The sequence below is a fragment of the Streptomyces cylindrosporus genome (assembly GCF_022698165.1).
In the GTDB taxonomy this organism is placed as follows: domain Bacteria; phylum Actinomycetota; class Actinomycetes; order Streptomycetales; family Streptomycetaceae; genus Streptomyces; species Streptomyces cylindrosporus.
Genome location: NZ_JALDAY010000013.1, coordinates 371,906 through 392,167 on the forward strand (window position 1 = coordinate 371,906; position 20,262 = coordinate 392,167).

General features: G+C 67.0%; 11 protein-coding genes and 1 pseudogene. 7 read left to right on the forward strand and 5 right to left on the reverse strand.

The window, feature by feature from the left end:
* Positions 1-22: 22 nt before the first annotated feature.
* The 4 genes from MQP27_RS38750 to MQP27_RS38765 all read right to left on the reverse strand — a co-directional run bounded on the left by MQP27_RS38750 (position 23) and on the right by MQP27_RS38765 (position 6,309).
* Complete coding sequence (locus MQP27_RS38750; RefSeq protein ID WP_242774173.1) at positions 23-604, reverse strand: hypothetical protein; 582 nt, start codon at positions 602-604, stop codon at positions 23-25.
* Positions 605-911: 307 nt separating this feature from the next.
* Positions 912-2,921 carry a tetratricopeptide repeat protein gene (locus tag MQP27_RS38755; protein WP_242774174.1) on the reverse strand — a complete coding sequence of 670 codons (2,010 nt, stop codon included), beginning with the start codon at positions 2,919-2,921 and terminating at the stop codon, positions 912-914.
* A gap of 407 nt (positions 2,922-3,328) precedes the next feature.
* Positions 3,329-4,207 (reverse strand): hypothetical protein, encoded by an 879-nt coding sequence (locus MQP27_RS38760; RefSeq protein WP_242774175.1) that lies wholly within the window; start codon positions 4,205-4,207, stop codon positions 3,329-3,331.
* Between the two features lie 563 nt (positions 4,208-4,770).
* On the reverse strand, positions 4,771-6,309 hold the full coding sequence (locus tag MQP27_RS38765; protein WP_242774176.1) for a PIN domain-containing protein: 1,539 nt from the start codon (positions 6,307-6,309) through the stop codon (positions 4,771-4,773).
* A 483-nt stretch (positions 6,310-6,792) separates the two neighbouring features.
* On the opposite strand from MQP27_RS38765, the gene MQP27_RS38770 reads away from it, so the two are divergent.
* The 5 genes from MQP27_RS38770 to MQP27_RS38790 all read left to right on the forward strand — a co-directional run bounded on the left by MQP27_RS38770 (position 6,793) and on the right by MQP27_RS38790 (position 15,860).
* Positions 6,793-7,131 (forward strand): trypco2 family protein, encoded by a 339-nt coding sequence (locus MQP27_RS38770; RefSeq protein ID WP_242774177.1) that lies wholly within the window; start codon positions 6,793-6,795, stop codon positions 7,129-7,131.
* A gap of 335 nt (positions 7,132-7,466) precedes the next feature.
* Complete coding sequence (locus tag MQP27_RS38775) at positions 7,467-10,235, forward strand: tetratricopeptide repeat protein (RefSeq protein ID WP_372511423.1); 2,769 nt, start codon at positions 7,467-7,469, stop codon at positions 10,233-10,235.
* 292 nt (positions 10,236-10,527) lie between these two features.
* Positions 10,528-13,725, forward strand: coding sequence for a DUF3376 domain-containing protein (locus tag MQP27_RS38780; RefSeq protein ID WP_242774182.1), 3,198 nt, complete (start codon positions 10,528-10,530; stop codon positions 13,723-13,725).
* A complete protein-coding gene (locus tag MQP27_RS38785) occupies positions 13,726-13,941 on the forward strand; it encodes a hypothetical protein (RefSeq protein WP_242774186.1) in 216 nt (71 codons plus the stop codon).
* A 254-nt stretch (positions 13,942-14,195) separates the two neighbouring features.
* The gene (locus tag MQP27_RS38790; RefSeq protein ID WP_242774189.1) at positions 14,196-15,860 is read left to right on the forward strand and encodes an ISL3 family transposase; all 1,665 of its coding nucleotides are present in this window, start codon (positions 14,196-14,198) and stop codon (positions 15,858-15,860) included.
* Positions 15,861-16,072: 212 nt separating this feature from the next.
* On the opposite strand, the gene MQP27_RS38795 is transcribed toward MQP27_RS38790, so the two are convergent.
* Complete coding sequence (locus MQP27_RS38795) at positions 16,073-16,861, reverse strand: class I SAM-dependent methyltransferase (RefSeq protein ID WP_242774191.1); 789 nt, start codon at positions 16,859-16,861, stop codon at positions 16,073-16,075.
* Positions 16,862-17,530: 669 nt separating this feature from the next.
* Between MQP27_RS38795 and MQP27_RS51225 the strand changes: the two are divergent.
* Both MQP27_RS51225 and MQP27_RS38810 read left to right on the forward strand, forming a co-directional pair.
* Positions 17,531-19,004 (forward strand): annotated as a pseudogene (locus MQP27_RS51225) (NF041680 family putative transposase).
* Between the two features lie 291 nt (positions 19,005-19,295).
* A complete protein-coding gene (locus tag MQP27_RS38810) occupies positions 19,296-20,006 on the forward strand; it encodes an N-acyl homoserine lactonase family protein (RefSeq protein ID WP_242774197.1) in 711 nt (236 codons plus the stop codon).
* Positions 20,007-20,262: the final 256 nt, after the last annotated feature.

The following is a 20,262-nucleotide window of genomic DNA, read 5'->3' on the forward strand; positions in this document are numbered from 1 at the left end:
GCTGAGATCCTGCCCGTAGAAATCACGTCCGCTGAGTGTCCAGTGCGGTTCTGATCCCCTCCAGGAAAGCGTCCAGATCGTCGAACGGGTAGCCGCGGTTGTTCGCTTTTTCTGCGAGTTTCGGCAGATCGTACTTGTCGCGTGCCCAGAGCCAGATTCCGTGGTTGATGTGGTTCCTGGAATCTTTTCCGATGAACTTGCCGATCATTCCCTGGCCGTCAGGCGACCACCACAGCTGGAACGCTCCCCACTGGTAGCGCTCACCGGTGTGGTCCCACCACGTGCCTGTCAAGAAGGTCGCGTCCTTGAGGCTGGCCTCGATCCCGGATGTTGCACGCTCGATGTCCCTTCCCGTCACGCGAGTCAGCAGCCGCTTGAGATCGAAGGTCACGATCGTGGTCGTGGTCTCCCTGGCCGTGGGTGAGGAGGTGGGATCCGAGGTGACGCCCCAGTAGGTTGCCCATTTGCCTGCGATCTCTCGGTTGGGTCTGCGGATCCGGCCGATGAGATGAGCCGCCGTGTTCTTGAGCTGGTCTTCGAACAACACGGTTATGACGAGGCCAACGACGGCGCCGGGCAGTGAAGTCAGCAGCAGGGTGACCACAGCTCTACCTCACACTCCATCACGTGTTGGGGAAGGCATCGTATGGGGTGAAGTGCGGAGTGCGGAGAACTTCGCCAGGGGTCCTCGGATCCCTCGGCCTGTTGGTGATGCGGCAGACAGGGGGCGTTGTCTTCCTACCGATCGGGGAGGCGGGGAAGACATGCGCCCGGTCTGGCTACCGGGACATCGGCCAAGGTCATCTCACACCGACAACACGAGCGTAACCAAGCCGAGTTGCCGGCCCGATCCGTGGAATCCCCCTGATACGAGTGCAGTTGACGGCGGGGCCCTCTGTTCGACACGGACGCTACCAGGTGTGGTCGGGGTGGGGGGTGGGGGTGCCGTCTGGTTCGATGCCGTGCGGCCAGAGCGCTTCCCAGAGGGGCGGGGTGCGGTGGAAGTAGGCGGCGTCTCCTCGGTCGAGTGCTTCGCGGGCGGTGCGGGCTGCGCCGTCGAGGTCGCGGGCTTCGTACTGGTAGCGGGCGATGGTGGCGAGTGCTTCGGGGTGGCCGTAAGCCGCGGCGGCTTCCCAGAGGCTTTCGGCGTGCTCGGTGTCTCCTGCTGTTTCGCGGCGTAGGGCCAGGTCGGTCAGGGCGTTGGTGAGTCCGTACTCGGCGGCGGCGCGTGCGTAGTGTTCGGCCTGGTCGAAGAGTCCCGCCGTTTCGCGCAGCAGGGACAGGTGGCTCAGGCAGTTCGGGGCTCCGTTGGCTGCGGCGTGGTGAGCGAGGTCGGATGCCTCGACGGTCAGCCCGGCCTCTTCGTGCTGTAGTGCGATCTCGGCGAGTGCCTCGGGCTGGCAGCATTCGGCGGCCTGCACGGCCAGGGCTGCCGCCTGGTCGTAGTCGGCTGCCTCGGCGGCGGTGAAGGCGAGGTCGGCCAGCGCCCTGCAGGCGAGATGGTTGGCCGGCTGGCTGGCGTCGTCGGGCCAGTCGTAGGCAGGGGGGGTGCTTTCTGTCTCGACGCCGGGATCGGGCCAGGGCAGTTGACGGGCGCGCTGGTCCAGGAGGCGGGCGTGGCGCAGCCGCCACCGGGCGAAGGCCGCGGAGGCCAGCGCGCTGATGTCCGCGCGGCGTGGCAGGTGCCGTAGGGCGGCTTCCCAGAAGGAGGCCGGCGGGCACAGGTGATGGCGGGTCCGGCGGCCGTGCTGCTCCATGTAGTCGGCCAGCCGGAGACTGCGGTCTTCCCGCTCGTTTTGCAGGGTGCGGCGTGTACGCCGCAGCAGGCTCGCGTTGCCGTGGACGGGACGGCCGGTGTAGGCGAGGGCCTGTTCGAACCAGTCATCGTCCAGGGAATCGAACTGTGACCGGGAGAGGTAGCCCGTTGCCGCTTCTTCGAGGAACGCTGCCGGCAGGTCCGTGCCGCACCCCAGACGGCGTGCGTCCATCGCGGCATCGAGGAGGGCCCGGGCGCCCGGGCCGGCGTGCCTGTGCCGTTCCAGCAGCGCCGGAACACCGGCAAGGAATTGTGTGATGCGCCGGTCGGCCGCCCCGGTCAGGGCCTGGGCGAGCCGCGCGTCGGTTCGTGCCGCGCTGCGCACGGCGACGAGATCCTGCTCGGTGAAGGCCTCCGGGACGTGCACCTGGCGTCCCGCCAGCAAAGTTCGGCTCTGCGCGTGCGGATCGGGTCCCGGCCCGGTTGCCAAGGAGGCCAACTGGTCCCAGTACACAGGCCATAACGTGCCCACCACGAGGACCGGAGCGCGATGGGCGTCCGTCAGCAAGGTCCGTAAGGCCGCAGCGACTTGCTCTCCGCTCTCAGGCTGCGCCAGATAGTGCTGTGCCTCGTTTAACCAGACCACGGTCTTCGGTCCCACCGTAGCCAGACCGGCCAGCGCCGCGTCGGCGCGGGTGGGGTCGATGGGATGCCACAGCCGCCAGCCGTCGACGGCCAGGACCTGGATCGCCTCCCAGCACGCGCGGGTCTTGCCGGTGGATGACGCGCCCACCAGCATGCACAGTTGGCTCCTGCCCGCCCGGGCGGCTTCCACGATGCGCTGCAGGTGGAGGTCGTGCTCGCGTGGCACATAGACGGGCAACTCGCCGTCCTCGGCGGCGACATGGATCGCGTGATGCACTTCCAGGTCGAGCGGATGGCACTCGCTGATGAGGCGGGCCGTGGGGGCTTTTGTGCCTGTGCCGCCGCCGGATGACGGCAGGATATAGACCTGCGTGACGGCATTGTGATCGCCGGTGATGGCTGTGCCGATGTCTCCGCCTGCGGCGATCGAGTCGTCGCTCGCCTGCACCCGGTAGCTCGCGCTCGCAGGAACCTGATCGCCGCTGCCCTGGTGGTCACGGCGGTGGAGTGAAGGGGTCACGTACGGTTTCCGCCCCCAGTGACGGTGGGATCGGCCGACGTTCTCTGCATGATCGTCACCTCAAACACGGTGTGTACGCAACGAGCGTCTCTCTTCCGCCTCTGCATGGGGCTATCAAACCGCTGTTCGAAGTCCGATGCCTGCAGAACTCTGCCCCTATACCGCTGTTGGACAGGAGAGTTGAGATGAGCGGGTGGTTTTGCCGGTGGCATGGGAGGACGTCTGCTGCCGGCACTGGTGACACCGCTTGTTCGCAGGCGCGCTTGCACCCCACGGACCGGCAGGGCCGTGGGGTGCAAGCCGATGGACTGCCGGGACCCGTACTGGGTTGTCGGAAACCATGACGGTGGGTGATGCGACCACGGTCATGGAGGTCCTCGCGTCGCGGCTGGCGAGAGGCCTCAGGGCTAGGGCTTATACGCGACCGGGTGGGCGGTGAGGCGAGCGCGTCCGTAGTGCAGGTGCCATCCGTCGTGGGTGGAGTGGCCGGTGGTGCCGGCCAGTCCGACGACGGGGTCGGTGAGGGCGGCATAGAGGTCTTCCGGGTGGGGATCGGAGTCCCAGTGGAGGGTGCACTGGTCGCCCTCGACGGACAGTCTGCGGTGGTGGGCGTACCCGCGCTCGGGCCGGTCGGTGAGATCGTAGAACCACATGCCGATGTCCCAGCTGCCGTCCGGGGCGTGCGTGCACAGGCGCACCGACAGCGCGGCGAGCAGGCTTTCGGTATCGGCGCCGAGATGGGGGAGGGCGCCCAGCGCGGCATGTTCCTCCTCGCTGAGGGGGACGTCGCTTGTCCAGAGGCGGCAGTAGTTGCTGCCGTGATCAGGCTTGCCCTGCAGGCGGCCGTGGCGGTCTGCGGTCACGGTCATGGTGGCGCCGGTGGGGAGGTGGCGCAGGCGCCATCCCTCGTCGTAGGAGTTCTCCACCCGCAGTCCCGGCACGCCGATCTGGGGGAGCCTGTCGCGGCCGACCAGCCAGCAGGTCACGTTGTACGGAGCGCGGGAGGTAATGACCAGATCGTCGTAGCGAGGAGAGACGACCAGGGTGTAGCGGGTGACATCGGCCAGGCTGACGTGGCGTGGCCACAGACTGGCCGGACCGTGGTTGAACATGCCCAGCGCCAGCAGCGCACGCAGCCGCCGCTGCGCAGCAGTGCAGACATCCAGGCCCAGCCCGCCGTCCCGGAAGGGGATGCGGCGGGCGATGCCGGGAGCGGCGAGGGCGGCAGTCTCTCTGGTGTAGGAGGCGCGGAGGCGGACGGCCTGACGGCGAAACGAGCTCGGCACGGTGAATCCTTCGTCGCCGCCCGGCCGGCTGGATCACCACGCGATGCGTGTCATGGAGGACAACAAGCGCGAAGTGGGTGCCCCACACCCTCTGTTGGTGCCGTGGAGCGTCCGGGACAGCTCCGGCACACGGTCCAGTCCTTCGCAGACCGGCGCTCGGAGGCTACCACTGCACAGCGCCGTTGACTGCTTTGACACGCACCACGTAGTGGCACGCGGGCGTGAGAGCGGCGCGTACTGGGCCAGTGGCACGACCGGTTCACGACCGCGTATGTCGGCACCCTCGCCGACCTGAGCGTCACCCGGGGACCTGGACGACCGCGCGTTCCTCGCGGCGATGGAACGCACATCAAGGGCGGCGACGCCGTCCTGGACGAAGGGGGAGGAGATGGCAGGAGAGAGCGCCAGGGGTTTCGGGCGTCCGGAGCCACTCGCGATGGCTCCGGACGCCCGCAACCGTACGCCGCCGCGACAAGCCGCTCTGCTATGGCCGTCCCGGACCACGCCAAGCACGCAGCCAGCCCCAGTGCCGCCGCTGGCGGCACTGCCGACCTGGACCTGAATCACTCGCCCGGGCTGCTGTCATCCGTACCTGTCTCGTCGTCTGCCGATTCGGCTTCCCGGGCGACAGGGGCGGCCGGTCCCGATTGCTCCTGCGTCGCGGCATCGTCCCTGCGCACGGCTTCACCACTGTGCGGCTGGTACGTATAGCCAGGAATGTCGATCCGGGGCACAGCGACGTCGAGCCGGGGCATGGCAGCGAGCTGCTGGGCGACCTGCTGGGCGATGTGCAGCCCGGGAGCGTTGATCGCTGCGTTGAGGGCAGCGCGGTTGGCCTCCAGCTGCCGTGCGATCTGTTGGGCAGGACCGTTGACCAGCCTCAGTTGTTCGGCGGCCTGCTGGGCGATGCGCTGTGTCGGGCCATAGAGGAGCGCCGCCTGTCGGGCAAGCCGGACGCTGGACAGGTCAAGGCCAGACAGAGCGGAGGCGACCCGGTCGGAGACCAACTGTTCCGCTGGGGTCCGGGCCGCGAGGACATTGCGCTTGGCGGCCGCCGCGATGTCGGTGACTCGCTTCTTGAGCCCCTGAAGGATCTTCATGCACAGCTCGTCATCGGCGTCCGGAGAGGCTGGCTCGCCCGACGTGAGCAGAGTCGGCCCCATGCCGTCGCCCGCCGAGAAGAGGATCTTTGTCTCCCAGACGCAGGCGATGTTTCCGGACAGAGCCTCACGCTCGTCGACCGCGAGACCGTACAGCAGCCACTGCGCCGTGGCCGTGTACCAGACGTCGCCCTCGATCGCGTGGCCCTTGACGTCCGTGACGGCGACCAGTTCGACCTCGGGCGTGCCGAACCATGCGTACCATTGTTCCGGTGCGTCCGCGTCGCCGAGACCGGTGTAGCCGGTGAGCGTGCTCAATCCACTCGCTGCCTCCGCCACGCCGTTCCGGACAGACGGCGACGCCAGCAGCTTTGCTGCAGCGGCCTCCGCGTCCTTCCCGGAGACCTCCTGGGTGAACTGGGAAACGACCTGGGCGAAGTCCTTGAGCCTCGTCAGCCGGTTCTCCAGACCGCGGATGTCCTCGTTCATTGGGTACGGGTAGGTGGTGCCGTCGCCGAAATCGGAGGTGTTGTCGGTGACGAAGTATGCGTGTTGGTCGGGGTTCTGCTCAAGAAAATCCAGGATGGAGAACCAGATCGCCGCATCACGGCCGCCCTCGGAACGGTCCTTGTTTCGCTTCGCTGGCGGAAGAGCCATTGCCTCACGCTGATAGGCCCTGCGGATGGCCGCGTCGCTGGTCTCGATGACCTCGAAGATCTCCCCGTAAGCTTGCCGCCAGTAGTCCAGGAAGCGCTCCAGGTCCAAGGACTCCAGGGAGCTCTTCAGCTCCCAGGGAAGGATTTCGCGCAGCTTGTCCAAGGAGTTCACGATCGCTTGGTACCTGACGGGGTAGAACCGTGCCTGGTGAGCGGCCAGCTCCTCCAGGACCATCCAGGGCACGGCGACCCTGTGGTGTCCCGACTGCCTCAACTTCCGGATGATGTCGGCAGTGGGCCCCTCGGGATGCAGAAGGTTCACCGCGTTCGTGTCAAAGATGATCAATCGAGCCTCCGTCTAACTTGGGAGAAAGTATCTCAACCAGGCCGATCCGAACCCCAGGAATGAGGCCCGGCGGACATGCCACGGACTCTCGGAGGTCGGCCAGGTTGTCCCGGGGCCGGAATACGGGGGCACGCTGTTCTACGGGAGGCCGCCGCAGCGTCACGCAGGGCCCGCGCCCTCCTGTCGTGTCCAAGTATCTCTGTATTCCCGGCACCTGGCTGGTGGACCTGTCCGTGCCAGCTCTCCTGGGGTGTCCGGCTGGCGGGATCTCTGGTGCACGGGCCTGGGAATGCGGCAACGTCCTGGCTTCCACTCCCCGTATCTTGGCTGCCTGAGATCATCCAGTCACCCACCGACGGCGCGCCACGTATCCGCCTGCCCCTTCCCGGGGCAGGATCGGAAGGACGGGTGTTGAGCAAAGTGTCCATGGTGTGAGCGCTGGCGTTGAAGCACGGTGCAACGAAGACAGGGACCAGAGACGACATGCAAAACAAAGATCTTGAGCTAGCGCAGGCAGTGGCCGTGTTGCGCGATGAACTCCTGGATGCGGCTGCCCTCGGCGCGGGCTCGAACTTGGCGTTCGAGGTGGGCCCCATTGAACTGGAATTTGCCGTCGAGCTGCGGCGGGACGCCAAGGTGAAAGCTGGCTTCAAGGCGTGGGTCTTGACTGCCGACGCGGAGGCCGGCATGAGCCATGGCCGTATCCACCGGGTGAAGATCGCCCTGACGCCGAAGCAGCCGGGCGGCGGTGACCTGCTCATCCACAGCGCTCCTCAACAGGGGATCGGCCCAGGTGATGTCTCGGGCCGCATCCCTGACTGACAGACACAAGGGGCCCAGTGCAGCGGCAACGAGTGGTGGCCTTGGACGGGCCGTGCGGGCGAGGTTCCGGGTATGTAATTGCGCCGCGGCTGGTGCTGACCTCGGCGCATGTGGTCCCGCCTCAGGGCGCCGACGTGAGACTGTTCCGGCCAGGGGAGCGAGCGCAATGGAGCGCGTCCGTGGTCTGGCGCGGTGCTCCTGGCGACCGCGATGACGCGGCTTTGCTGCACGTGGCGGATCCAGCGTGGATCCCGCCCGACGGCAGCGGACCTGGGTGGGGACGCCTGGTTACGGACCGACCCGGCACACCATGTCAGACCATTGGGGTACCAGATGTGATCCAGCGCCCGGGCCGCCCCGTTGAGCTGTGGCAGGCCACCGGCACCGTCAACCCCTCCACCGGGCGGGTCGACAATCGCCACGTCCTAACCCTGCGCGAAACGCCGCCTGAGTCCAGTGGTGTAGGCACTTCGCCGTGGGGCGGTCTGTCGGGGGCGGCTGTCTTCTGTGATGACCTACTCACAGGGGTGATCACCGCGGACCTGACTGGGCTCGGGCATGCCGGCCTGGAAGTTGTCCCTGCCTACGTCCTCCACCACGATCTTGACTTCCGTGCCATGTTGGCCGCGTACAGTTCGGTCCCGGACAGCAGTGGTGTCCTGGAACCGGTGGAATGGCAGCACTTGGCAGATATCGCCGACATCCGCCGAGGCCCACGCCCGTTGCCCTCACCTGCCGCACTGTTGCGCGCCCGCCAGGCGGTCGTGCCCTTCCGCGGCCGCGCTGAATTCCTCAGCCAGCTGGGAGCTTGGTGCGCCGAGCCAGGCTTCGGCGTCTGGCTGGTGCATGGCCCTGCCGGGCAGGGCAAGACCCGCCTGGCCCATCATGTTGCCACTGAACTGGCTGGCGGCCGGCTGGCCGACAGCCGATGGTCTACCGTCTGGCTACGAGCCGACGCCCGTCACGCAGACCTTGCCCTGCTGGCCGCGGCCGCAGTCCCGGCGTTGGTGGTGGTGGATTACGCCGAGACCCGCACGGCTCAACTCGCCGATCTGTTGCGGGTTTTCGCCCGACACCATGGCGGTACACCTGTGAAGGTGTTGCTGCTGGCCCGCAGCGTCGAGGACTGGTGGGAGAATTTCCAGGCCGATACCCATGAAGCCGAAGAACTCCTCGACGGCGCCCCGGTGACCGCACTCGAGTCGCTGGAGCCGACTGACGGCGATAGAGCTGGAGCCTACCGGCAGGCGGTGGACAGCTTCGCTACCAGGCTGGGACATGTGCGCGGCTGGCAACACCACCCCTGGCCCGCACTCGCCGCCAGCCTCCCCACGCCGGCACTGGACGGTGCCGACACCGCCCTAGCCCTGCATATGACAGCCCTGGCCGACCTCCTCGACACGGCAGTCGGCACAACCAGCGAAGGGGCACATACCAGCATTGCCGAAACGGTCGAAGACAGGCTGCTGTGGCACGAGCGCCGATACTGGCAGGCCGCCGCGACCGCCCACCAACTGCATCCCGCCCTCAGCATGAACACCCTCATCGACGCCCTGGCTGCCGCCTTTTTGCTCAGTGCCCACGACCAGGACGAGGCCGACGCACTATTGGCACGAGTACCGGACTTGTCCGACCAGCCACGGGATCGTCGCAGCGCCGTTCGCGCCTGGATCCACGCCCTATACCCGTCCGCCGACGCCCGTCCATGGGACAGCCTGCAACCCGACCGGCTCGTCGAGCGCTTCCTCGGCCGCCACCTGTACCGGTACCCAGACCTGCCGGGCTACCTGTTGTCCGGCGCCACGCAGTCTCAACTCACCCAACTGCTTACCGTTTACGCCCGGGCTGCCGCACAAGCCACCGCGCGTGACCGCCTCGAAGCCAGCCTCACCGCCTTGTGCGTCACCCACCCAGACCATCTCGCCGAGCCGGCGATCGAGATCGCCACCCGGAGCGAGAATCCGCGTGCACTCGTCGATGCCCTCCAACGCATCCTCAACGACCCGACCACTTCCGCCGACCTTCTGGAACGCCTGGCCGGCCAGCTGCCGCGCACCAGCCACAACCTTGCCGACTTCGCCGCAGATCTGATCCAGCGCCTGGTCATGCTGCAACGCGAACACGCTGATGACCCCGCCCAGCTTCCTGCCCTCGCCCGATACCTGGATCGGTCGTCCTACCGGCTCGGCCAGCTGCGGCGGCACGAAGAAGGGCTGGCCGCCAGCACAGAGGCGGTGGCTATCTGGCGCCGGTTGGACGAGGAACAGCCCCAGGCTCACCTTGCTGACCTCGCTAAATGCCTCAACAGCCTGGCGGCTCGTCTGGGCGCGCTGGGCCACCAAGAGGAGGCGCTTGCTGCCATTCAAGAAGCGGTAGAGATCCGCCGCGAGCTGGCCGCCACACAGCCAGATCTCCATCTGAACGACCTGGCCAAGAGCCTCAACAACCTTGCATACAGGCTGGGAAAGCTGGGAGGCCATCAAGAAGCACTGGCCGCCATTGTCGAGGCAGTCGCGATTCGCCGCGAGCTGGCCGCCGCACAGCCGGAGCGATATCTGTTCCACCTCGCGAACAACGTACACAACATGTCAGTCCGGCTCCGGGACGTGGGGAGATTTGAGGAGGCGCTTGCTGCCGTTCAAGAGGCTGTGACGATTCGCCGCGAGCTGGCCGCCACACGTCCGGACGCATTTCTTCCGGTTCTTGCTCTCAGCCTTAACAACCTCTCCGCCCGTCTTGGACAGGCGGGACGTCACGACCAGGCACTCGCAGCCATCGACGAGGCAGTGATGATCCGGCGCCGGCTCGCCACTGCCCAGCCGGCAGTTCACGAGCCACCACTTGCGACGTGCCTGAGCAACCTGTCGTCCCGGCTGGAACCGCTGGGGCGTTACGAGGAAGCGGCGGCGGCGGTAGAAGAAGCGATTTCGATCCGGCGCCGGCTCGCTGCTGCCCAGCCGAGCATCTACATGCCTGCACTTGCCCACGGCCTGCACAAATACGCACGGTATTTGGAAGGCCTCGGGCGATTTGAGGAGGCGCAGGCAGCGGAAGAAGAAGCAGCCAGCGGCGACGCTGGCGTGCGCCAGTCAGACGGCCACTGAATGAACTTCATCATCCCTGGTCGGTGGTTGCTGAGTCGTTGGCCGATGGCTGCCTACGGCTGGCCCTTCTTCCTTGAGCCCCGGGACGGCTGGGTACGTGGATCAATGCTCGTCTGAACCTCCTTGGAGTCCTTCCTTACAGATAACGGCAGGTTCACGCAGGGCTCGATCGTTTCGAGGCTGCCTCACTTGTTGGGGGCCGGTGCAAGCGCCGGACTGGACATGGTCCTGGTGGGCTCGGCCGCCTGCGGGCCGCATGGCGTACTCACTGATCCGCGGGCAGCATGGAAGCATGAGCACGGCATCGCGCAGTGCGGAACTGCGCCTGGCCATCGCCATGCGTGGCGGAGTCAGCCTCGCTGTCTGGATGGGCGGCGCCTGCTGCGAAATGGCCCGGCTGCGATGCGCAGCCCCAGGGCCATCGGGAGCGGCCACGACCCAGAGCGAAGGAATGGCCGTCTACCGCAGTCTCCTGAAGATCTGCGGCTACGAGGACGTAGACGTCGATGTCCTCGCGGGAACTAGCGCTGGCGGCCTCAACGGGGTCTTGCTCGGTTGCCATCTGGTCTACGGCATGCCCTTCGGCCCCGGTGTGCGCGACCTGTGGTTACGTCTCGGCGACATCGAGGGACTGCTGCGCCGTTCGACGCCCTTTCACCCGCCGACTTCGCTGATGCAGGGCGACGAAGTCTTTTACTGCGAGTTGCGCCGGGCACTCGACGACCTTCTTGCCAAGCCCCGTGACCCGGGATGGAAGCGGGCCGACTCGCTCCGGCTGATCCTGACAGCGACTCGGCTACGCCCCCGCCGCGATTGGGTCCGACCGACGCTAGGCCAACCGCTGCTGGTGGGCCGGTCCCAGGCCTTCTTCCGCTTTCGGCATCGCCCAGGCCTCACGGACTTCCCCGGCGGGACCGCCCGACCCGCAGCATTGGACCGGCTCGCCTACGCGGCTCGTACGACGTCCTCCTTCCCTGGTGCCTTCGAACCCGGCCGCGCGTACGTCGGCGGCGAACTGCCCCCACCTGGCGCTCCTGAATACATCGATATACGCGGGGTCAGCAGTGAAACCGGCTACCCCGACGAGAACTTGGGCGGCTGCGCCGAGATGGTGGACGGTGGCCTACTGGACAACATCCCAGTCGCCTGGGCGGTCCGTGCCATCGCTGGCACTCCAGCCACTCGGCGGGTCGATCGCTGGTTGCTGTTCCTCCAGCCGGTCCCGGCCTTCCCACCGAAGTCGGAACAGGGAAACAGTAGCCGGGTCACTCGGTTGGTGCGGCTTGCTGCGAAGTCACTCGCGGTGAAAGCCAGTTCAGAATCCCTTCGTGACGACGCCCTCGAGCTTCGCGCGGCAGATGCTGCCGCTCACGGGCAGGAGACGCTTGCCGGGGTGCTGCCGCCAACCCTCCAAGCCCTGCGTTCCGCGGGAGCCGCCCAGCTGGACCGATACCGCGCCACCGTGGGGGCAGCAGAGGCAGGAAGACTCGTACGTCTACTGGAGGACCCAGCCGACGTGACCGGCCCCGATCCGCTGCCGATGCCGTCCGGCCCGAGCCCCCTGAAGCCTCTGGACGAGGAGGCTGGAGCGGGCTCCGTGCAGCTCTTCGCGGCGTTGCGTCAGGCCTCTGCCGAGTTGTTGCCCAGCCCGCGCAGCAGTCCCCTTGCCTTGGCCCGCGCTATCAGGTTTCTCCTGGACTGGGTCCGGGCCCACGAAGCCGGTACCACCCCACCCGCCCGGGTCGCCACCGCCGACTGTCGTCAGCAGCTTTATACGTACCGCTTCGCCATCGCTACACTGATCGCAGCCCGGGACCGGCTGCTGCTGCGGTGCTACGCGAACGCCCTCACAGGGGGCGTTCTTCCTCCGGATACCACCGCCGCCTATCAGCTGGCGACCAATCAGCTAGTGGCTCTGATGCCCGCACTGCCCGCCAGCACCGCCCCCACCGCATGGCGTGTCTGGTGCGCGGGTCTGGCGCGAGCGCTCAACCTGCCAGCAGAGCAATCGGCCGACGGCCTCCCTGAGCCACCGCAGCCATACGAAGAGCTGTGGCAGCGCGTCGGAGCGCTCGGCAGGAACATTGGCCGCAGTCTTGGCCCTATCGCCCCATACAACGCCCTGTACGAGGCCGCTGCCGGGACAGGACCGGAGATGGTCGACGCGCTGACCGCCGCCGAGACGCTCCTTGGACCGATGCGCCCCGACCCGCTTCTCGAAGCCCCTAACATCGCCTTCCACACAGTCTCTGCCGCCAACTCCAGCTGGGCGACACATACTGTGCTCGAAGCGAACGAACCAAACACACCAAAAGACCTGGTCAACGCCAAACTCAGTGGCAACCAGCTCAGCAACTTCGCCGCCTTCCTCAGCGCCCGCTGGCGGCTCGGCGATTGGACCTGGGGCCGACTGGATGCGGCCGCCTCTCTGGTCTCTGTCGTCGCCACCGACGAACGCCTCGCCGCCACTTTTGGCGGCGCGGAGAACCTAACGCTCCTACGCGCCCGGGTTGCGGCTCGAATGCCGGACCCCTCGCGCTTCCTCAACCTCTGGGAGGAAAGTCTGCGCCAGCAGCCGGACCTCTCCGCCTGGGACAGGGTGCGCTATGCGCTCACCGCACTGCGCCAGCGGGAGATCCTCGATGAGGAACTCCCCCTGATCGCCGCCCTGCACACACGGGGCATCCACTCTGGCAACCGCCCCGAAGCGCCTCGGGATCTCCAACCCCTCCCGAATGAGAAAGCCTTCAAGGCGGCCCTGAAGGCTTTCAAAGAGATCGGAGCTGAAGAGATCACCCAACTGATCCGGGCCCGAGATCCGCGCCGGGCCGCAGCACGCGCTGGACTGCTCGCCTGGCCCGCGGTACAGCCTTCTGGCGCGACCGTTGGCCCCCGGCTGATCCAAGGCCTGCTTGGGATGCTGAAGCCGTTGGTCTGGCTGATGCCACTGCTCTCCTTCCTTGCACCACCCACGACCCTTGCCGCAGTGGCCCTGATGTGGATCGCAGCCGCCTTCAGTACGGGCCGCTGGTGCTCGCTGCCTGTGCACATCCCGCTTTGCATCTTTGCCATGGCTGCCCTCGGGGCCTGGGCCTGGAGGCTTCGTGGGCCGGGGATACGCTGGCGCCTGGCCCCCACGCTCCTCGTGTTGATGCCCGCTCTCGCTGTTCCACCCCTCGCTCTCGCGTTGGCGGACGTTCACGACCTGCACACCCCAGCGCCTCCTGCCCTCGGCTGCTCTTTAGTCATCTGCACTGCATACGCCCTCGCTGCCGCATTCCTCTTCCAAGTTGGTGCAGACCGGGCCTGGTACCGGCTGACAGCCGCAGCCGCCACCATGGGCATCCTCGCCGGCGCTGCCCAGTCGGACCATGATCAGATCGGCGCTTGGTGGTCGGCCCTGATCCTCTACCTCGTACTGTTTTGGAACACAGCGGTGTTTCCCTGGCTTCGTCCGCGGCAGACGAAAGCGCAGCCAGTCTCTGAGTAGGTGACGCTGTCGAGAATCACGAACGCAGGCCGCGAGCCGCGGCTGGCCAACGCATTGACGGTCGTACTCGTGATGGCGGGTGCGGCTGTCCTTGGACTGCCTGACGCTGCACTCATCCCGCTGCTGCCGGTGGTGGTCATGTTCGTCGCCGTCGTCTTCCACCGTGGTCGGATGCCGACTGCAGGGCAGCTCACCGATCTGATCATTCCTCGGTGAGTCGGAAGCCCCTCGGTCGGCCTCCCGGCGCGATGTTCGGGGCGGGAGGCCGACCCAGGGGCAGCTGATTTTCGGAGGAGTGATGTGAAGGCTGGGCCCGGGTGGCTAGGGCGGCGTTCAGTGGGCTCTGGCACAGATCTTGTGGAGCGGTCGCGGAGCGTCACCCTGGTGTTCGATTGTGATGGGCAGGGCTTCTGTGAGACCGCGTGCGCCGTGCCTCCAGACAGCATTTACTGACGCTCCATCATGTCGGCGTGGAGCTCACCGTTCCGGGGCTGGCGTTGGTGACGGTGCCGGTCATGGAGACCGACGCAGCGTTGTGGAAGACGCTCATGTTCGACGGGATCGACGAGATGGCTGTCGAGAAGGTGACCGCCGCCTTCGGGACGATCGACATCGTGGCCAGTGGACGTGCGGTCGGGGCGGCCTGCCCGGACTGCGGCCACAACTCGGCGCGCGTGCACGGCTCCTACCAGCGCAGACTGCGGGACCTCCCGCTCGGCGAGTGGAGCGTCGTGATCCTGCTGACGGTCCGGCGCTTCGTCTGCGACGCAAGTACGTGTCCGCGCCGCACGTTCGTCGAGCCGTTCGCGCACCTGGCCTGCCCGTACGCGCGCTTCACCACCCGGCTCGGCCATCTGCTGGAGATCATCGGGCTCGCGCTGGCCGGACGGGCCGGCGCAAGGATGGCGGCCCAACTCGGCCTGGGAGCCGGGCGGATGACGCTTCTGCGCCGGGTGATGTCCCTGCCGGATCCGCAGTTCAGCACTCCACGGGTGATCGGCGTCGATGATTTCGCCACCCGCCGCGGCAACTCGTACGCCACCGTGATCACGGACGGCGAACGCCACCATCCGATCGACGTACTGCCCGGCCGCGAGGCAGCACCGCTGACAGCCTGGCTGAAGGCGCATCCAGGAGCTGACGTGATTTGCAGGGACCGCGCGGGGGCGTACGCCGAGGCCGCAGCACTCGGCGCCCCTGGCGCACTGCAGGTCGCCGACAGGTTTCACATTCTCCAGAACCTCAACCAGGCCGTCGAGAAGTGCGTCGCGGCGCACCGTGACTGCTTGCGCACCATAGTTCCCCCAGTGGACGATCAAGCCATCGTCGCGTCGGCCGCGAAAAGCGAGACCGAGGTTGACCCGTCCGTCGCTCCCATGCCCACTGGCCGTCGGGCCGAGCGGATGCGAGCCCATCACGCCCTGGTCCACGGCCTGTTGAGCGAGGGCATGGGGCTGCGGGCCATCGCCCGGCACCTCGGCTGGGGGCGGCACACCGTGCAGCGATACGCACGGGCAGATCGGTGGCAGGACATGGTCACAGGGCGTCGCACACGTCCCAGTCGCTTCGACGTGCACTTGTCCTACCTGCAACGGCGCATCGACGAAACCGACGGCGCGATCACCATCAAGGACCTGCGCGAAGAACTCGCCGGCCGCGGCCACCGAGTGCCCTACACGAGCCTGCGAGACTGGGCCCGCAGCCGCCTGGACTGGCCCGACGCACCCCTTACGGCCCGCGCCGCTCCGTCCGTTCGCACCGTCGTTGGCTGGATCACCCGCCACCCCGACACCCTCACCGAGGATGAAAGCACCCAGCTCAAGGCCGTCCTCGACGTTTGTCCCGAGTTGGACCAAGCCCACGACCTCGTACGGGACTTCGCCCAGATGCTCGCCCGCCGCACCGGCGCCGACCTGCCGGACTGGATCAGCGCCGCCCGCGCCGCGCAACTGCCCGGCATCACCGGATTCACCCACGGCCTCACTGCCGATCTGGAGGCCGTGATCGCCGGTCTCACCGTGCACTGGAGCTCCGGCGGTACGGAAGGCGCCGTGAATAGGGTGAAAAAGATCAAACGGCAGTTCTATGGTCGAGCCGGATTCGAACTACTCCGCAAGTTGATACTGCTTGAGTGACGTTCCGTGACCGCTCCACAAGATCTGTGCCAGAGCCCGCTGAACGCCGCCCTAGCCACAAGTGGGAGCGCCGACTACGGCTCAGTCGACTCCCTCACCAGGGTCGACAGCAGCTACAAGATCCTGGGTGACTGGGGCGAGATCAACCTGCAGTCAGACTCCCCTTCGCTGTCCATCGATCCGGTCCGCACCCTTGATCCAAACGAAACTGCCTAGCCCGCCTGCAGGACGAAGAACAGGAAACACAGGAAGCGCGGCGCGGCCGCGATGGCCTCGGGGAACAGCTCGCGGGCGGCGGGATCAGGCTCCGGCTCGCTGATGACTGTTATCCGGAAACCGGCCCCGATGAAAGCCTCGATCATCGCGTGCAGCGGCCTGTGCCATCTGCTCACCAGGGCGGTCTGGCCGTCCACGGTCCACTCTACGGTCCACTTGGTGGTGTCGAAGTAGTTGCACTCGGCCTCGCGACCGGCCTCGCGGTGTATGAGGTTGACGGCAAAAGGGTGGTCGACAGACACGATCAGCCGACCGCCCGGCCTGAGTATGCGTCGCAACTCGGCCAGCGCCGGCCCCCAGTCCTCCAGGTAGTGCAGCACCAGCGACGCCGCTACATCGTCGAACGTGTCATCAGCGTAAGGAAGCCGACTGCCCAGGTCCGCCACCTGCAGATCCGCACCGTCACCGAGCCGCTGCCGAGCCTGCTCCAGCATCCCGGCACTCGTGTCGAAGCCACTCACAATGGCGCCACGGTCGCGCAGCGCGGCCAACAGGGCCCCCGAGCCGCAGCCTGCGTCGAGGATCCGCCGACCGGCCACATCTCCAGCGAGAGCCAGCATCGCGGGCCGCTCGTAGTAGGCATTGACCAGGTTGGCTTCGTTTGCGGCCGTGTACGCCTCGGCGAAGCTGTTGTAGTCGTTGGCCTTCGACGGATCCACACTCACCGCGGACGGCGAGACTAGCCTGGTGGAAATCGCGTGCTCTTGGCGCTCACTTGAGATCATGGTGCGGGAGACGTGCGCTCCACCAATTCGGTTCCGGACCGCCCCCGATCGCCCTCACATCCTTGAAGACCCAACGAGCCGCGCGTTCAAGCGTCATGTCATGTCGGCCTCAGGAACAGGCTCTGAGCTTGTCTTTTAACCTCTGCCCGTGTCGTACGGCGGTGACGGTCGGTTCCAGACGTCATCACATCTGTCGATGATCTGACGGAGTTCGCGGGCAGTTCGAGGAGATATGGCCTGCGTCACGGTGTCGAGGAGCGCACGCGCTTCAAGGGGATTGCCGCAGCAGTACCAGTGGACGTTGCCCCACTCGTAGTCGTGCCACAGCTCGCGCTCGGGACGACGGACGTAGTCCCTCCACAAGCGCACGGCTGCGCTGACGTCGCCTGGCTGCAGATAATTCCGGCTGCGCTCGAGACGGGAGATCTCCGATAGCGCTCGCGAGGACAGGCCGTCGATGACGGGGTTTGCGTCTGGTGTCCGGTGGCGACGGGAGGTGCCGGCCCGGACGTGCCCTGGCCGTCTACGCGGCATGGACCTTTCGGTTCGTCGTCATGCCGAACATAGTGCCATGGCTCCGAACCACACCTCGAACGAGTTCGCTCGTCCGAGGATTCACCTGACAAGCGGACGGCCCTCGCATGATCCTGCGTTCCGCCAAGGAAACAGATGTATGCGAAGGCCGCAGAGGTGAGTGTGCTGCACGACGATGCCCGGCGGGACGCGTTCGACTTCACGTCACACTTCCGGGAGGACCTGTACGCGTGTCTGACCCGGCGCGGTGACACTCTGTTCGAGCTGTGCGACGCGATGCTCTGCGAGAACGGGCCGGTGACCTGGCCGGTGGACCTGACGCTGCTGGCCGAGCACCGGCGCGGCCACGGTGGGCTCTACGACGCGCTGAACTGTGGCCGCGTCGACGTGGCCGGGCTGCGCAGGGCGCTGGCGATGCTGCCGCAGCCCAAGGCCGCCGACAACCGGCTCGTCCTGGCGGTCGATGTGACCAACTGGCTGCGGTCGGACGCCCCGTGCAGCCCGGACCGCTTGTTCTGCCACGTCTATGGCCGCAACGGACGCTCCAGCGACCAGTTCGTCCCCGGCTGGCCGTACTCCTTCGTCGCCGCCCTGGAGGCTGGCCGCACCTCGTGGTGTCAGCTGCTGGACGCTGTCCGCCTTGGCCCCGACGACGACGTCGCCGAGGTCACCGTCGGCCAGGTCCGCCGGGTCGTGACCGACCTGATCGAGAGCGGCCAGTGGAGCCAGAGGACCCCGACATCCTGGTCATCTTCGACGCCGGCTCGACGCCCCGCGCATGGCCTACCTCCTCGATGGCCTGCCCGTCGAGGTGATGGGACGGATGCGCGCGGACCGCGTCATGCGGCGGCCCGCTCCTTCGCTCAAGGAATACGCCCTTGCCTATCCCCAGGGCGGCAGGCCGCCGAAGCACAGCAAGGAGTTCCGCTTCGCCAGGCCCGAGACCTAGGGCGAGCCCGACGCGGCGACGACGCAGGTCACCAACCGGTACGGCACCGCCCAGGCCATGGCCTGGGACCGCATCCATCCCCGGCTCACGACCCGCTCCGCGTGGATCGACCACGAGGGTGAGCTCCCGCTCCTCGAAGGCACGTTGCTCCGTCTCCAGGTCGACCGCCTGCCTGGCGGCCAGGACCCGCTGCCGATCTGGCTGTGGTCCTCCAAGACCGTCATGACCAGCGAGGACGTGGACCTGCGCTGGCAGGCGTTCCTGCGCCGCTTCGACCTGGAACATACCTTTCGCATGCTCAAGCAGACGCTCGGCTGGACCCGCCCGAAGCTCCGCATCCCCGAGGCTGCGGACCGGTGGACCTGGCTCGTGATCGCCGCCCACACCCAGCTGCGGCTCACCCGCGAGGCTGCCGCAGACCTCCGCCACCCTTGGGAGAAACCCGCAGAGCCCGCCCGCCTCACCCCGGCCCGAGTCCGCCGGGGGTTCAGGAACCTCCGTTCCCACCTCGTCTGTCCGGCCCGTGCGCCGAAACCATCAACTCCCGGCCCTGGAAGACCACTTGGATCGAAGAACCGGCGGCCCGCCACCCGCTACGACGTGGGCAAAACCGTGAAACGACCCGAGAGCATCACCGAACGAAACCGACTCAGACCATAAAGAACAAGCTGAGCGGCGGCACGGGGCCGGGAGGGCGCCCGCACCGAGGTGGGGGAGGGGCGGTCAGGCGGCCACCGGGGCGACGAGCTCGATTGGCTCGCCGGTGATGAACTCGGAGACCATGCGACCGATGTCGCGGGAGGGGTTCGGTGGCAGCGCCATGCCGTGGCTTTATCAATGAGTGCTGACACCGGTTGTCGATCGGGAGCGACAGCGCCCGGTGTCGGTGGTGGTGGTTCTGCTCTCGGCAGACTGGCCGACCTGGACGCCTGAACCTGACAGGCTGGCCGCATGGGGAAGAACATGTCGATGCGTCGGCTCGATCTCGGGTACTTCATCCGGCCCGCGTCGGAGACCGGCGGCCCGCAGCCGCGGGTCGAACCTGTTCTCGCCTACCTGGTGCAACACGATCACGGCCTGATCCTGTTCGACACCGGCATCGGCAAGGCGGACCCCGAGACCGAAGCCCATTACCGTCCCCGACGCCGAGACCTCCAGCGTGCGCTGTCCGCGGCCGGAGTCGCTCTTGAGGACATTGCCCTCGTCGCGAACTGCCACCTCCACTTCGACCACTGCGGCGGGAACCCTCTCCTGGGCGGCAAGCCCATCCTGGTCCAGAACGTTGAACTGGCCACCGCCCGCAACGGCGACTACACCTTCGACGAACTGATCGATTTCCCCACCGCGTCCTACGAGGAACTCGCTGGTGAGGCCGAGGTCTGGCCAGGAGTCTGGATCATTCCGACACCAGGGCATACCCAAGGGCATCAGTCGCTGGTCCTCCGGCAAGCCGACGGCACGGTCGTCCTCGCCGGCCAGGCCCACGACTTCGCCTCCCACTTCGCATCCGACCAGCTGGCCCGCCAAGCGGCACTTCACGGCGTGGAGCAGCCTCTTCCCGCCTACCAGCACTGGCTGGAGCGCCTCGCCGACTTCGATCCCCGACGCGTTCTCTTCGCTCACGACTGCTCGGTCTGGGAACCGTCGCAGAGCACCTTCTAGGACAGGCCGGACCACTCCAAGCCGCACCGCCCGAACGCGCACCTGCGCCGTTCATCATCGACGCCTGCGAACATCGGCTGTCCCTGCCAGAGTGGTGTCAGTTCTCATCGACATTTCGGGGCCCTGTGATCGACAAGTGGTGTTGGGACTCGTCGACAAGTGGTGTCCGTTTCCACCTACAAAGCCAATGCCGACCAGGGGGACCCGCGATCACACGGCGGGCAGCGCTGGCACGTCGTCCACTCCGAGTAGCAGG